This window comes from Ideonella sp. A 288 (genome assembly GCF_002198735.1).
In the GTDB taxonomy this organism is placed as follows: domain Bacteria; phylum Pseudomonadota; class Gammaproteobacteria; order Burkholderiales; family Burkholderiaceae_C; genus Pseudaquabacterium.
Map to the genome: position 1 here is coordinate 1 of NZ_MWLO01000019.1, position 12,786 is coordinate 12,786.

Sequence of the window (12,786 nt, forward strand, 5' to 3'; positions counted from 1 at the left end):
CCCCACGCCCATCTGCCACCGATGATCCTCGAACGATTCCTGCCCTACCGGCTGGCCGTGGTGGCCGAGTCGGTGAGCCGTGCGCTGGCGGCGGTGTACGCCGAGCGATTCGATCTCACCCGGGACGAATGGCGGGTGCTGGCGCAGCTGGCCGAGGTGGACGAGATCAAGACCACGCAGCTGGGCGCCCGCACCACGCTGGACAAGATGCAGGTCAGCCGCGCCGTCACCCGGCTCGAACGCGACGGCTTCATCGAGCGCCAGCCCGATGCCGCCGACCGCCGCAACCTGGTGCTGCGCATCCTGCCGGCCGGCCGCGCGCTGGTGCGCAAGATCGTGCCGATGGCCGAGGCGCGCGAGCAGTTCCTGCTGGAAGCGCTGTCGCCCGACGAGCAGGCCGTGCTCGACCGTGCGCTCGACAAGCTGCTGGCGCAGGCCAAGCGGCTGCAGCAACACGGGTGACATCGCCCGGCCGCGCACCTGCGGCACACTGCACTTTTGATTCGAACGGACAACGACGATGGGACCGCTTGCAGGCTTGCGCGTGATCGAACTGGCCAGCATCGGCCCCGGCCCGATGTGCGCCATGCTGCTGGCCGACCTGGGTGCCGACGTGCTGCGGATCGACCGCACCGAGCCCAGCGGCCTGGGCGTGCCGGTGGACAAGAAGTTCGAGGTCAGCGGCCGCAACCGCCGCTCGGTGGCACTCGATTTCAAGCAGCCCGCCGGCCGCGACGCCGCGTTGCGCCTGATCGACCGCGCCGACGTGCTGATCGAGGGCTGGCGCCCCGGCGTGGCCGAGCGCCTGGGCCTGGGCCCGGCCGAGTGCCACGCGCGCAACCCGGGCCTGGTCTACGGCCGCATGACGGGCTTCGGCCAGACCGGCCCGCTGGCCAGCGCGGCCGGGCACGACCTGAACTACATCGCGCTCACCGGCGCACTGCACGCCATCGGCCCGGCCGGCGGCAAGCCGGTGCCGCCGCTCAACCTGGTGGGCGACTACGGCGGCGGCGCGCTGTACCTGGCCTTCGGGCTGATGGCCGCGGTGTTCGAGCGCTCGCGCTCGGGCCAGGGCCAGGTGGTCGACGCGGCGATGGTCGACGGCGCCTCGTCGCTGATGTCCATCTTCCACGGCCTGCAGGCCGCCGGCCGCTGGGACGACTCGCGGCGCGGTGCCAACCTGCTCGACGGTGGCGCGCCGTTCTACGACACCTACGAGACGGCCGACGGCAAACACGTCGCCCTGGGCCCGCTGGAGCCCAAGTTCTTCGCCGAGTTCGTGCAGCGCACGGGCCTGGACGAGCGCTTCGTCAAGCGCCAGTACGACCCGCGCCTGTGGCCCGAGATGCGCGAGGCCATCGCCGCGCGCATGCGCGAGAAGACGCGCGACGAGTGGTGCGCGCTGCTCGAAGGCACCGACGCCTGCTTCGCCCCGGTGCTCACGCTCAGCGAGGCGCCGCGGCACCACCACGCCGCCGAGCGCGGCGCCTTCATCGACCTGGACGGCGTGGTGCAGGCAGCACCCGCGCCGCGCTTCTCGCGCAGCGTGCCCGACACGCCCCGGCCGCCGGTGGCCCCGGGCACGCACACCGCCGCGGTGCTGGCCGAGGCCGGCTTCAGCGCCGACGAGATTGCCGCGCTGCGCGCCAGCGGCGCCGCGGTGGGGGCCTGAGATGAGCACCGGACCTGCCGCCTCCACCGATTCCAGGCCCGCCTCCGTGGTCCCGCGCAAGGCCGCCTCGGTCATCGTGTTGCGCGACGCGCCGCGCGGCCTGGAGGTGCTGATGCTGCGCCGCGCCGACCGCCCCGGTGACCAGAACTCCGGCGCGGCCGTCTTTCCCGGTGGCCTGCTCGACAAGGCCGACGCCGGCCACTACGAGCTGTGCCGCGGCCTCGACGACGCGGCGGCCAGCGCCCGGCTCGACCTGGCGGCGGGCGGGCTCGACTACTGGATCGCCGCGGTGCGCGAGTGCTTCGAGGAGGCCGGCCTGCTGTTCGCCACCGACGCCTCGGGCGCGATGGTGGCGCTCGACGCGCAGGAGTCCGACGCGCTGGTGGCCCTGCGCCACGCGCTGCATGCCAACGAGACCGGCATGGCCCAGGTCTGCGCGCAGCTCGGCGTGACGCTCGCCGTCGGCGATCTGGCTTACTACAGCCACTGGCTCACGCCGGCCGGGCTGCCCAAGCTGTTCGACACACGCTTCTTCGTCGCCCACGCGCCGGCCGGCCAGACCGCGCGGCACGACGCCACCGAGACCGTCGAGCTGCTGTGGATCACCCCGGCCGAGGCGCTGGACAAGGCGCGTGGCCTGAAGCTGCTGAACGTGACCGAGCTGACGCTGAAGCACCTGGCCGGCTTCGCCACCGCGCAGGCGGTGATCGACGCGGCGCGCGCGCAGGCCCGCGTGCCGTTGATCCGCCCGCGGCTCGGCCAGGGCCCGGGCGGCCGCACCGTGGTCAACCCCGGCGGCTGGGCCTATGCCGAGATCGGCCGGCTCGACCCCGACGGCCGCGGCACCGTCAGCACCGAGCTGGCGCCGGGCGTGCCGGTATGGCTGTCGCCGCGGGTGTGCCGCGTCACCGCGCCCAACGGCAGCATGATGACCGGGCCGGGCACCAACGCCTACTTCATCGGCGTGCCCGGCGGCGACGACTGGGCCCTGCTCGATGCCGGCCCCGACGACGATGCCCACGTGCAGGCGCTGCTGGCCGCCGCCCCGGGCCGGGTGACGCGCCTGCTCGTCACCCACACCCACAAGGACCACTCGCCCGCCGTGGCGGCGCTGAAGGCCGCCACCGGCGCGCCCACCTGGGGCCGGGTGGCCGCTCACCCTGAATGGCAGGACACCGGCTTCCAGCCCGACCACGTGCTGGCCGACGGCGACGTGCTGGCGCTGGGCGAGGGCGTCACGCTGCGCGCCGTGCACACGCCCGGCCACGCCAGCAACCACCTGTGCTACCTGCTCGAGGAAGAGAAGCTGCTGTTCACCGGCGACCACCTGATGCAGGGCTCCACCGTCGTCATCAACCCGCCCGATGGCGACATGGCGGTGTACCTGGCCTCGCTGCGCCGGCTGCTCGACCTCGACCTCGAGTGGCTGGCCCCCGGCCATGGCTTCCTGATCGACCAGCCGCACGAGGTGGTGCGCAAGACCATCGCCCACCGCCTGGGCCGCGAGGCCAAGGTGCTGGCCGCGGTGCAGTCGCATGGGCCCGCCGACGAGGCCGCGCTGCTGGCCGTGGTGTATGCCGACACGCCCAAGCCCCTGCACGCGGTGGCGCTGCGTTCGCTGCGCGCGCACCTGTTCAAGCTGCGCGACGAGGGCGCGGTGCGGGCCGACGAGGGCGGGCGCTGGCGGGTTTGAGCGCCGCTGCGGTCAGTCGGCCTTGATGCCGTTGTCCTTCACCACCTTGGCCCAGGTGGTGATCTGCTGCTCGATGAACTGCTGCGCCGCCTGCGGCGTGCCGGTGCGCAGTTCGATGCCCTGCGCGGCCAGCTTGCCGGCCACCTCGGGCAGGCGCAGCGCGGCGTTGATCTCGTCGTTCATGCGCTTGACGATCTCGGGCGGCGTCTTCGCCGGGGCCAGCACCGCCCACCAGGCCGGCGCGTCGAAGCCGGCGAAGCCGCTCTCGGCCACCGTGGGCACGTCGGGCAGGTTGGCCGAGCGTTGGCTGGTGGTGACGGCCAGCGGCCGCAGCCGCTTGCTGTCGAGGTGCGGCTTGATCAGGAACACCGAGCCCACCGACAGCGGCACGTGGCCGGCGACGGCATCGTTCATCAGCGGGCCGCCGCCGCGGTAGGGCACGTGCACCAGGTCGGCCTGCGCGTTGCGGGCCAGCAGCGTCATCGCCAGGTGGCCCAGGCTGCCCGAGCCGATGCTGCCGTAGCTCACCGCCTTGCCGGCCTTGGCCGCGGCCACCACGTCGCCGAAGTTCTTGTACGGCGAGTCGGCATGCGTGGCCAGCAGCATGGCGCCGGTGCCCACCAGGGCCACCGCGGCCAGGTCCTTGCGCGTGTCGAAGGGCAGGCTGGCGATCAGGCTGGGGTTCACGCCGTGCGTGTCGAAGACCACCGCGAAGGTGTAGCCGTCGGCCGGTGCGGCGGCCACCGCGGCGGTGCCGATGGAGCCCGAGGCACCGCCCTTGTTGTCGACCACCACGGTCTGGCCGAGTTGCTGCTGCAGCGCCGGCGCCAGGATGCGCGCCACCTGGTCCACCGAGCCGCCGGGCGGGAACACCGCCACCAGCTTGATCGGCTGGCGGGTGGGCCAGGCCTGGGCCCAGGCCGTGGGCGCGGCCAGCGCCGAGGCCAGCAGGGCGGCGGCGCCGACGGCGTGCACCAAGGCTCGGGTCAGGGGGGAACGGTGGCGGGTCATGGGGTCCTCTCGGTGCCGGGGTTCGGCGGCCAGGATCGCACAGGCGGTCGGGCCCGGTCGTCCCGACTTGCCCCAGGGCCGAGGCTAGACCCTGGCGCGCTCGCCGTCATTGCGCCATCGGGCGGCACCGAGGCTTGTCCTGCACGCGCACACCGCGATCCGCGGCGCATCCGGTACTTCAACACGTACCTGTCCTACCGCGGCATCGCCCCGGCCGGCGGCCCGCCGCCCGGCAACCCCGCGACGGCCGAACCGTCCAACGCGTCGAACCGCGTCGAGTCGATCTCGTTCGCCGAGGCCGGCGACTACCTTGTGATCTGCAACGTGCGACCGCACTTCGTCGACGGCATGGTGGCCACGATCAAGGTGCGCTAGACAGCGCCCAGCCGCTGCCGCGCCAGCGCCGCGCCCGCGGCCAGTGCGCGCAGCTTGGCCTCGGCCACGTCGCGCCCCATCGGCGCCAGGCCGCAGTTGGTGCAGGCGATGAGCCGCTCGCGCGGCACGAACTGCAGCGCGCGGCCGATGGTGTCGGCCACCTCTTCGGCGGTCTCGACCTGGTCGCTGGCCACGTCGATGACGCCGACCATCACGTCCTTGCCGGCCAGCAGCGCCATCAGCTCGGGCGGCACCTGCGAGTGGATGCACTCCAGGCTCACCTGGTCGATGCTGCTGGCGGCCAGCGCCGGGAACACGCGCTCGTACTGCCGCCACTCCTGGCCCAGCGTCTTCTTCCAGTCGATGTTGGCGGCGATGCCGTAGCCGTAGCAGATGTGCACGGCGGTGGTGCAGGTGAGGCCCTGCGCCGCGCGCTCGAGTGCCTTCACGCCCCAGTCGGCGGCCTCGTCGAGGAACACATTGAAGGCCGGTTCGTCGAACTGCACGATGTCGATGCCGTCGGCCTGCAGCGCCAGCGCCTCCTGGTTCAGCAGCTCGGCAAAGGCGAAGGCCATCTTCACGCGGTCGCCGTAGAAGCGGTCGGCCACGGTGTCGACGATGGTCATCGGCCCGGGCAGCGTGAACTTGGTCTTGCGCGTGGTGTGCGCGCGCAGGAAGCGGGCCTCGGCCTCGTGGACGCGTCCTTTCAGCGTCAGCGACGACACCACCTGCGGCACCATGGCCTTGTAGCGGTCGTTGCGGATGCCCATCTCGACCTTGTGCTCGAAGTCGATGCCGTCCACGCGCTCGAGGAAGCCGTGCACGAAGTGCTGGCGCGACATCTCGCCGTCGCCGATCACGTCCAGGCCCGCGTCTTCCTGGGCCTTGATCCACAGCAGCGTGGCGTCGAGCTTGGCCTGGCGCAGCTCGTCGCCCTGGGCGCGCCAGGTGGGCCACAGCTTGCCGGTCTCGGCGAGCCAGGCGGGCTTGGGCAGGCTGCCGGCAATGGCGGTGTCGAACATGAGGGGGTCTCCGGGGGTGGGTTCAGCCGCAGCCACTCTACGCGCCGGGCTGTCTACACTCATTGCGGCAAACCCCACCGGCGATGACCGACAGCACACTGCTCACCCTGGCCCGCGGCCTCGTCGACGGCGACCTGTTGCCCGGCGTGTCCTTCGCGGTGATGCGCGGCCGCGAGGTCGTCGACAGCGGCTGCGTCGGCTGGGCCGACCGCGAGCAGCGCGTGCCGCTGCGCGAGGACCACATCTTCCGCGCCTTCTCGAACACCAAGCTGGTCACCGCCTGCGCCGCGCTGTTGCTGATGGAGGAAGGGCACTTCGGCCTGGACGACCCGATCGCGCAGTGGATTCCTGCGCTGGGCGCGATGCGCGTGCTGCGGCCCGGCGCGCAATCGCTGGACGACACCGAGCCGGCGGCCTCGGCCATCACCCTGCGCCACCTGTTCACCCACAGTGCGGGTTTCACCACCGGCGTGTTCGACCCCGGCACGCTGCTCTACGACGCCTACCACGCGCGCGGCGTGCGCAGCCCCGAGGTGTCGCTGGCCGCCACGATGGACGTGCTGGGCACCCTGCCCCTGGCCTTCCACCCCGGCACCGCGTGGGAGTACTCCAACGCCACCGACGTGCTGGCGCGGCTGGTCGAGGTGATCAGCGGGCAGCGCTTCGGCGATTTCCTGCAGCAGCGCGTGTTCGGCCCGCTGGGCATGGTCGACACCGGCTTCGTGCTGCAGCCGGCGCAGCGCGAGCGCTTCACCGCGCTGTATGGCGCGGCCGATGCCGCCAACCCGATGGGCCGCGGCCTGGCGCGGCTGGGCGACGTGCCCTATGCCGGCGCCTGGCAGCGCGAATTTGCGCGGCAGTCGGGCTCGGGCGGGCTGTTCACCACGCAGGCCGACTGGCTGGCCCTGCTGCGCGGCTTGCTGCCCGGCGGACTGACCCTGCTGAAGCCCGAGACCGTCGCGCTGATGCACCGCAACCACCTGGCGCCGGGGCTGCACGTGCGCTTCAGCGTGGGCGGTTCGGTGCCCAGCATGGGCCACGGGCTGGCCGGCGCGGTGACGCTCGAGCCGTCGGCGCTGGGCGGCGACGACGCGGTGGGCGAGATGCAGTGGGGCGGCCTGGCCGGCACGCACTGGTGGGTCGCGCCGCGCGCCGGCCTGGCCGGCGTGCTGATGACGCACCGCATGATGGCCTTCTGGCACCCGTTCTGGTTCGCCTTCAAGCGGCGGGTGCACGCGCTGCACTCGACGGCGACGGCATCGGCAGCGGGCTGAGCGGCGCGCTGCTGGCGGGGCCGGGGGGTGCCGGTGTCGCCGGCGTGGCAGAGGCAGGTGCCGCCATCGGCGCCGTGCGCTGCAGCGGCTGCAGCGGGTCGCGCCCGCCCATCGCCACGCCCACCAGTTGCGCCATCGCCAGCGTGGCCAGCCCCAGGCCCAGGCCGCGCGCGAAGGTGGCGCCGGGCGTGGCGTGGGGCATGGGGTCGAAGGTGCCCAGCGACACCGCGGCGGCCAGCAGCAGCCAGGCCGCCAGCACCATCACCGTCCAGCCCGGCAACACCAGTGAGGCCAGCCACAGCGCAGGGGCCAGCACCAGCGCGCCGGCCGCGTGCTTCACCCGCGCCATGCCGTGCCCCGCGCGCGGCGGCATGGGCCTCCCGGGCGATCCGCGGCGGTCACGGCGGGCCCTTGCCCAGCGCCGCGGCCAGCCGGGCTTCCAGCGCCTCGCGCTCGTCGAGGCGGAAGCCGCGGTGCAGCATCAGCACCTGGCCGTCGGTGCCGATCAGCAGCGAGGTGGGCATGGCCTTGACGGCCAGGCGGCGCGCCGAATCGCCCTTGGCATCGAAGGCCAGCGCGAAGCCGGCCGGGTGCTGCTTCAGGAACTCGTCGGCGTCGGCGCGCTTGGCGTCGAGGTTGACGGCCAGCACCTGCAGCCCGCGCGCGCCGTACTTCTTCTGCATCTCGGCCATCCACGGGAACGACTGTCGGCAGGGGCCGCACCACGAGGCCCAGAAGTCGAGGTAGACCACCTTGCCTTTCAGGTCGGACAGCTTGCGCGCCGGCAGGGTGCTGTCGGGCAGGTCGATGTCGGGCACGGGGCTGCCCACGGCCTGGGCGCGGGCGGCGCCGGCGGCCAGCAGGGCCGGCAGCGCAGTCCAGGCCAGCACCAGCGACAGCGCCTGGCGCCGCGCGGCAACGGTGATCGTCGGACGCGTCTCTGGCGTGTCATTCATCGGCGGTTCGGTGTCGCGCATGTCAGTACCGCCCGGCAGCCCGAAGGGACTGACGCGCCCCTCGGGGCAACGAACGCAGTGAGCTTGGGGCAGTTTCATTTCAGCCTCCCACGTAGAGCAGCCCGGTCTGCGCCAGGCCGGCGAGCTCGATGTTGGCCAGGTTCAGCGGATGGTCTGCGGCCAGCACGCCCAGCGAGCCGTGGGTGTGGGCGCCGCTGTCGAGCAGCGCGACGAAACTGGCGCGCTGCTCGGCCGTGGGCGCCACGCCGACGACGTTGGTGAAGAGCAGGTCGACCACCGCGCCGTGGTTGGCGTTGGCACCCAGCCGGGCGTCGAGCGCCAGCTGCATCAGCGCCTGGTAGCCCATGCCGCCGTCGCTGAAGCCCAGGCCGATGCCCACGTAGTCGGTGTTGTGCACCGACTCGCGCCCGAACACCGCGCCCAGCACCTTGGCCACGGTGCCGGCATGGCCGTCCAGGTCGAGCGCGAGCTTCGAGTGGGCAAACTCCAGCCGCTCCACCCCGGTCAGCTGCAGCGTGGCGCTGCCGTCGTTCGCCGTCACCGTGGTGCCGTGGGCGCCGAGGGCCACGGTGTAGGCCTCGCGCCCGTGCGGCAGCACCAGGGTGTCGATGCCGCCCGCGCCGTCGACGGTCTGCAGGCCCGTGCCGGCGATGAGGCGGTCGTTGCCGGCGGTGCCGGCGACGGTGGTGTGGCGGGTGTCGAAGGCCTGCGGCGCGGCCACGGCTTCGGCGTTGGGGTTGCCCGCGGCGTCGGTGACGGCCGCGGCCTTCAGCGTCAGGCCCACCGTGCCCGCGGTGCCCGCGTTGGGCTCCACCACCACCTCGTAGACCGCCGCCCGGCCGCCGATCGACACCACGCTGCCGCCGGTGACGATGAAGTCGTCCACCCCGGGCGCGCCGACCGGTTCGCTGAAGGCCAGCGTGTAGGTGATGCGGCCCGTCGCGGTGCCGGCCACGTTGTCCGAGATGGCCACCGTGGGCGCCGCAATGTCGCCGAAGAACGTGGCGAGGTCGATCACATCGCGGCCGCTGTTGAAGCTCAGCCTCTCGATGCTCGTCAGCTCGGAGTGCATGGTCTGGCTGGCGCCCGACAGCGTGTCGACCATGACCACGCCGTCGCTGCGCCGCACGATGGTGTAGCTGCTGCGCTGCGAGGTGCCGAAGTCGACGGTGTCGGTGCCGCCCTTGCCGTCGACCAGGAAGTTGCCGGGCCCGATGACGGAGGCACGGTCGTCGCGGGTGTCGCTGCCGATGAAGGTGGGCACGTGGAGGCCTCCGGTGGGGTGTGGGTCGAACGGATCGGGGTGGGAGATCAGGCCGGCGCCACGGCCGGCTCGGCCGCGCGCAGGTGCACCTCGCCCTGCTGGTCGATGGCCAGGTACTGCGTGCCCGACGCATCGAGGAAGTCGAGCGCGCGCTCCTGCAGCAGCATGCCGATGGTGGCGCAGTTGCCGGCCACCACCGCCAGCGGCGCCAGCACGCTGATGCTGCGCCAGTGCGTCACCGGCAGGCCGCTGCGCGGGTCTAGGATGTGGCAGTAGCGGCGGCTGTCGAGCTCGAAGTAGCGCTCGTAGTCGCCGCTGGTGGCCAGGCCGCCGCGCTGCACCGGCAGCGTGGCGACCAGCTCGCCGGGCTCGCGAGGGTGCTGGATGCCGATCATCCAGGCGGCGCCGTCGGGCTTGGGCCCGATGACGTGCATGTCGCCGGCCAGGTTGACGTAGCCGTGCCGCACGCCTTGCCCGGCCAGCAGCGCGCCGGCGCGGTCGGCGGCGTATTCCTTGCCGATGCCGCCGAAGTCGATTTCCATGCCGGCCTGCGGCAGCCGCACGAGGCGGCCATTGCGCTCCACCCTGGCCCAGCCGACCAGCCGGCACAGCGCGTCCAGCTCGGCGCTATCCGGCACCCGCGGCTGGCGGAAGTTCCAGGCCCGGCGCAGCACGCCGGAGGTGATGTCGAACAGGCCGTCGCTGGCCGCGTGCAGCGTGTCGGCGTAGTCCAGCAGCGCCAGCGTCTCGTCGTCGCACTCGACCGGCGCCCCGCCGGCGGCGGCGTTCAGCCGCGAGACGATGCTGTCGGGCCGGTAGCGCGAGTAGGCGCACTCGATGCGGCGCACCTCGGCCTCGGCCTGCTGCGCCAGCGCGCGCGCCTGCACCGGGCCGTCGGCGGCCAGCACCACCTCGCAGGGGCTGGCCATGGCCGCGAAGGCGTGGCGGAAGACGTGCATCGGGTCAGCGCCCTAGAACTGCCGCGCCACGCCGACCTGCACGCTGCGTGCATCGAACGGCGCCAGCCCCGGGCTGCCGCTGCCGAACAGCTGCCAGGCGCTGCGCTGGGCATAGCGCTCGAACTTGATGTCCACCGTCCAGTCGGGGCCGATCTGCCGGGCCACCTTCAACCCCAGCGTCAGCGCGCCGAAGGCCGAGACGCGGTGGTCCTCGGAGAAGAACTCGGCGCCGTCCGGCGGGTTGGGCGGAAAGGGGTCGTTGGCGGGGTCGGCGTCGACATAGAAGCTCGCCGCGCCCTGTGTGTACAGCCTCACCAGCGGCGACACCGTCCAGCCCCGCGGCAGCGGCTGCACCAGCTCGAGCCCCAGCGTGTGGGCGCGGATGCGGTAGCTGTCGGTGTAGTAGCGGTAGCTCAGGCGCGCGGTGGTCTGCGTGGCCTCGACGTGGTGGTTCCAGCGCAGCAGCGCCGTGCTGCTGTCGCGCCGCCGCGGCCGGTTGTCGTTCACCTTGTACGGGTCGGAGAAGTAGCCGCGGCCGATGCGGTGGGCCAGGTTCAGCTGCACGATGTCGTGCGTGCCCATCACCTGGGTGACGCCGGCCAGCAGGTCGACCACGCGCTTGGTGTCGCGCTCGAAGGCGCCGTTGTTGGGGCTGATCGAATCGCGCGCCACGCCCAGGCCGGCCGACCAGGTGGTGTTGCGGTCCTCGCTCTCGCGCCGCGCCAGCACCGACAGGCCGCGCGACAGGTAGTCGGATTCGCGCGAGACCACGGCGCCGAAGGTGACGCCGCCATGGGGCAGGTGCCGGGTGAGCTCGGCCTCGACCGCGTGGCGCTCGTCGCGCATTTTCTGCAGCACCTGCGAGTGGAAGGCGGGCGATGCGCCCGAGATGGCGTCGGAGGTGAGCGTGCCGCCCACCGACCAGTCGCCGCCCAGCACGCCCCCCGTCGCGCCCGGCAGCGGCACCAGCACGCGCAGCGACGGCGCGCGCACGCGGATGCGGTCGGCGCCAGGCTGGCTGTCCAGGTAGTCGAGGTATTTCAGCGCCACCACGCCGCGCTCGGGCGCGGACTCGGCCTGCGCGGGCGGGGTGGCCAGTGGCAGCGCCAGGGCCGCGGCCATCAGGCGCTGGCCCAGGGCGGTGGTGGCCGTTCGCTGGCCCGGCGCGTCGGGTGTGGCCATCAGTTGCACCCGCAGCCGCCGCCGCCCACGCCGGTGCCGCCGGAGGCCGCTTCCTTGCTGTTGTAGGTGTGCTCGGTGAAGGCGTTGTCGAGCCGGTCGCCCTCGAAGCCCATCTCCGGGCGGGCCAGCACGCCCTTCTCCCAGGGCTGCACGGCCGGCAGGGCGGTGCAGCCGCCCAGCGCGACCGGGGCGACCAGGGCGGCCAGGACGGCGATCGCGAGGCCAGGGCGGGACAGGGGCAGCGTCATCGGCGGGCAGAGGTTGGGGGGACGATCGAGGTGTACGGCTGAGCCGCCCCCCGGCATCCCGCGACTGTGCCGCAAATCGCCGATCGCCTGCACGGCCAGGGGCGACTTTGCCGCTCGCCCCTTGTGTCAGGCTGTGTCGGCCCGACGAGGGTGCGGCGTCGGCCCCGTCAGGGCGATCAGTCGCGCACCACGAACGGGATCGCCGCCAGCGCCGCGCCGATGGCCACCAGCAGGAGGGCGTTGTCCACCAGGTACGGTACCCCCATCAAGGCCAGGCCGCACACGAACGGCACCAGCGCCCGTTGCTTCTTGCCGTACAGCGCATAGCCCGCGCCCAGCGAGCCGAACAGCAGGCCCCACAGCAGCGACGCGGTGGTCATCGGCGACCGCGCCGCCTCACTTCTGGAAGACCATCGTGCCCTGGCCTTCGGTGCCGACCCAGGTCATGCGGTTGCCGGCCACCGACAGCGTGTAGGTCTGCCCCACCGCGAAGTTCGTCGCCGACGTGGTGATCTTGTTGCCCTCGACCTTCCACTTCGTGTTCGAGTACAGCTTTTCCTGGATGGCCTTGTACTTCTCGTCGCAGGTGCTGGCGGACGCATCCAGCCGATACGACTTGTCGGCGCGCAGCTCGTAGACGATCGCCGCCGCGCAGGGCCGCTGCTGCAGCAGCGCCGCGTGCGAATCGAAGGTGTTGCCCGCGTACGTCGAGGTGTGCGACACCATCTTCCAGCGGCCGACCACCTCGTCGCCCGGCGCCGCCTGGGCCAGCAGGGGCGCGCACGCCAGGGCAAGGGCGGGCCAGATCGCCCGCCGAGGGGCGACGGCGGTGGTGTGCGGGTGGGGTGCGGTGCAGAGGTGGGTCACGTCGAGGGGTCCTGTGGTGGGCGGCCAGCGTATCACCCGGCCGGGCGCGGTGCGCTGGCATCGCCTGCAGCCTGGGCTCGACCGCGCCGCGGCTGCCCGGGCCACCGCGCGGCAAGGCCCAAGCGGGGGCCCGGTCCGCCGCCACGCCGCCGCCACGTCGCCACGCCGCCAGCTTGATGCATGACAAGCCCCGCCCACCCCGGTCCGGTCAGACTGCCGGGCCGCACGGCGCCCTGCCGCGC

Annotated in this window: 15 protein-coding genes; 5 read left to right on the plus strand and 10 right to left on the minus strand. The window is 73.0% G+C overall.

Annotation, left to right across the window (positions count from 1 at the left end):
* From EOINJALH_RS00695 to EOINJALH_RS00705, 3 genes are all read left to right on the plus strand, one after another.
* On the plus strand, nt 1-462 hold a 462-nt coding region (locus EOINJALH_RS00695; protein ID WP_310732227.1), incomplete at its 5' end, for a MarR family transcriptional regulator.
* A gap of 58 nt (nt 463-520) precedes the next feature.
* On the plus strand, nt 521-1,672 hold the full coding sequence (locus tag EOINJALH_RS00700) for a CaiB/BaiF CoA-transferase family protein (protein ID WP_088278391.1): 1,152 nt from the start codon (nt 521-523) through the stop codon (nt 1,670-1,672).
* Nucleotides 1,673-1,718: 46 nt separating this feature from the next.
* Nucleotides 1,719-3,365 (plus strand): MBL fold metallo-hydrolase, encoded by a 1,647-nt coding sequence (locus tag EOINJALH_RS00705; RefSeq protein WP_310732228.1) that lies wholly within the window; start codon nt 1,719-1,721, stop codon nt 3,363-3,365.
* A 12-nt stretch (nt 3,366-3,377) separates the two neighbouring features.
* On the opposite strand, the gene EOINJALH_RS00710 is transcribed toward EOINJALH_RS00705, so the two are convergent.
* Nucleotides 3,378-4,376: a tripartite tricarboxylate transporter substrate binding protein gene (locus EOINJALH_RS00710; RefSeq protein ID WP_088278393.1), complete on the minus strand. Its 999-nt coding sequence runs from the start codon at nt 4,374-4,376 to the stop codon at nt 3,378-3,380.
* A 12-nt stretch (nt 4,377-4,388) separates the two neighbouring features.
* On the opposite strand from EOINJALH_RS00710, the gene EOINJALH_RS00715 reads away from it, so the two are divergent.
* Entirely contained in the window at nt 4,389-4,751 is a 363-nt protein-coding gene (locus EOINJALH_RS00715) for a hypothetical protein (protein ID WP_144289794.1), read from the plus strand.
* Here the strand turns inward: EOINJALH_RS00715 and EOINJALH_RS00720 are convergent.
* The gene (locus tag EOINJALH_RS00720; RefSeq protein WP_088278395.1) at nt 4,748-5,773 is read right to left on the minus strand and encodes a methionine synthase; all 1,026 of its coding nucleotides are present in this window, start codon (nt 5,771-5,773) and stop codon (nt 4,748-4,750) included. The two genes, EOINJALH_RS00715 and EOINJALH_RS00720, sit on opposite strands and share 4 nt — an antisense overlap.
* A gap of 83 nt (nt 5,774-5,856) precedes the next feature.
* On the opposite strand from EOINJALH_RS00720, the gene EOINJALH_RS00725 reads away from it, so the two are divergent.
* The gene (locus EOINJALH_RS00725) at nt 5,857-7,047 is read left to right on the plus strand and encodes a serine hydrolase (protein WP_088278396.1); all 1,191 of its coding nucleotides are present in this window, start codon (nt 5,857-5,859) and stop codon (nt 7,045-7,047) included.
* Here EOINJALH_RS00725 and EOINJALH_RS00730 read toward each other — a convergent pair.
* The 8 genes from EOINJALH_RS00730 to EOINJALH_RS31540 all read right to left on the minus strand — a co-directional run bounded on the left by EOINJALH_RS00730 (nt 6,992) and on the right by EOINJALH_RS31540 (nt 12,544).
* Complete coding sequence (locus tag EOINJALH_RS00730; RefSeq protein WP_088278397.1) at nt 6,992-7,420, minus strand: hypothetical protein; 429 nt, start codon at nt 7,418-7,420, stop codon at nt 6,992-6,994. The genes EOINJALH_RS00725 and EOINJALH_RS00730 overlap by 56 nt on opposite strands.
* Before the next feature lie 25 nt (nt 7,421-7,445).
* Entirely contained in the window at nt 7,446-8,024 is a 579-nt protein-coding gene (locus tag EOINJALH_RS00735) for a TlpA disulfide reductase family protein (protein WP_234413586.1), read from the minus strand.
* A gap of 79 nt (nt 8,025-8,103) precedes the next feature.
* On the minus strand, nt 8,104-9,288 hold the full coding sequence (locus EOINJALH_RS00740) for an Ig-like domain-containing protein (protein ID WP_088278398.1): 1,185 nt from the start codon (nt 9,286-9,288) through the stop codon (nt 8,104-8,106).
* A gap of 47 nt (nt 9,289-9,335) precedes the next feature.
* On the minus strand, nt 9,336-10,247 hold the full coding sequence (locus EOINJALH_RS00745; protein ID WP_088278399.1) for an FAD:protein FMN transferase: 912 nt from the start codon (nt 10,245-10,247) through the stop codon (nt 9,336-9,338).
* A 12-nt stretch (nt 10,248-10,259) separates the two neighbouring features.
* Nucleotides 10,260-11,429: a DUF3570 domain-containing protein gene (locus EOINJALH_RS00750; protein ID WP_234413587.1), complete on the minus strand. Its 1,170-nt coding sequence runs from the start codon at nt 11,427-11,429 to the stop codon at nt 10,260-10,262.
* On the minus strand, nt 11,429-11,677 hold the full coding sequence (locus EOINJALH_RS00755) for a DUF4266 domain-containing protein (protein ID WP_088278400.1): 249 nt from the start codon (nt 11,675-11,677) through the stop codon (nt 11,429-11,431). The genes EOINJALH_RS00750 and EOINJALH_RS00755 overlap by 1 nt, the downstream gene beginning before the upstream one ends.
* Nucleotides 11,678-11,853: 176 nt before the next feature.
* Complete coding sequence (locus EOINJALH_RS00760; protein WP_088278401.1) at nt 11,854-12,057, minus strand: hypothetical protein; 204 nt, start codon at nt 12,055-12,057, stop codon at nt 11,854-11,856.
* Nucleotides 12,058-12,073: 16 nt separating this feature from the next.
* Nucleotides 12,074-12,544: a lipocalin family protein gene (locus EOINJALH_RS31540; RefSeq protein ID WP_158219601.1), complete on the minus strand. Its 471-nt coding sequence runs from the start codon at nt 12,542-12,544 to the stop codon at nt 12,074-12,076.
* Nucleotides 12,545-12,786: the final 242 nt, after the last annotated feature.

Coding starts and splice junctions, on each gene's coding strand:
- EOINJALH_RS00700 (WP_088278391.1), top strand. CDS start 521: ATGGGACCGCTTGCAGGCTTGCGCGTGATCGAACTGGCCAGCATCGGC.
- EOINJALH_RS00710 (WP_088278393.1), bottom strand. CDS start 4,376: ATGACCCGCCACCGTTCCCCCCTGACCCGAGCCTTGGTGCACGCCGTC.
- EOINJALH_RS00720 (WP_088278395.1), bottom strand. CDS start 5,773: ATGTTCGACACCGCCATTGCCGGCAGCCTGCCCAAGCCCGCCTGGCTC.
- EOINJALH_RS00725 (WP_088278396.1), top strand. CDS start 5,857: ATGACCGACAGCACACTGCTCACCCTGGCCCGCGGCCTCGTCGACGGC.
- EOINJALH_RS00730 (WP_088278397.1), bottom strand. CDS start 7,420: ATGCCGCCGCGCGCGGGGCACGGCATGGCGCGGGTGAAGCACGCGGCC.
- EOINJALH_RS00735 (WP_234413586.1), bottom strand. CDS start 8,024: ATGCGCGACACCGAACCGCCGATGAATGACACGCCAGAGACGCGTCCG.
- EOINJALH_RS00745 (WP_088278399.1), bottom strand. CDS start 10,247: ATGCACGTCTTCCGCCACGCCTTCGCGGCCATGGCCAGCCCCTGCGAG.
- EOINJALH_RS00750 (WP_234413587.1), bottom strand. CDS start 11,429: ATGGCCACACCCGACGCGCCGGGCCAGCGAACGGCCACCACCGCCCTG.
- EOINJALH_RS00755 (WP_088278400.1), bottom strand. CDS start 11,677: ATGACGCTGCCCCTGTCCCGCCCTGGCCTCGCGATCGCCGTCCTGGCC.
- EOINJALH_RS00760 (WP_088278401.1), bottom strand. CDS start 12,057: ATGACCACCGCGTCGCTGCTGTGGGGCCTGCTGTTCGGCTCGCTGGGC.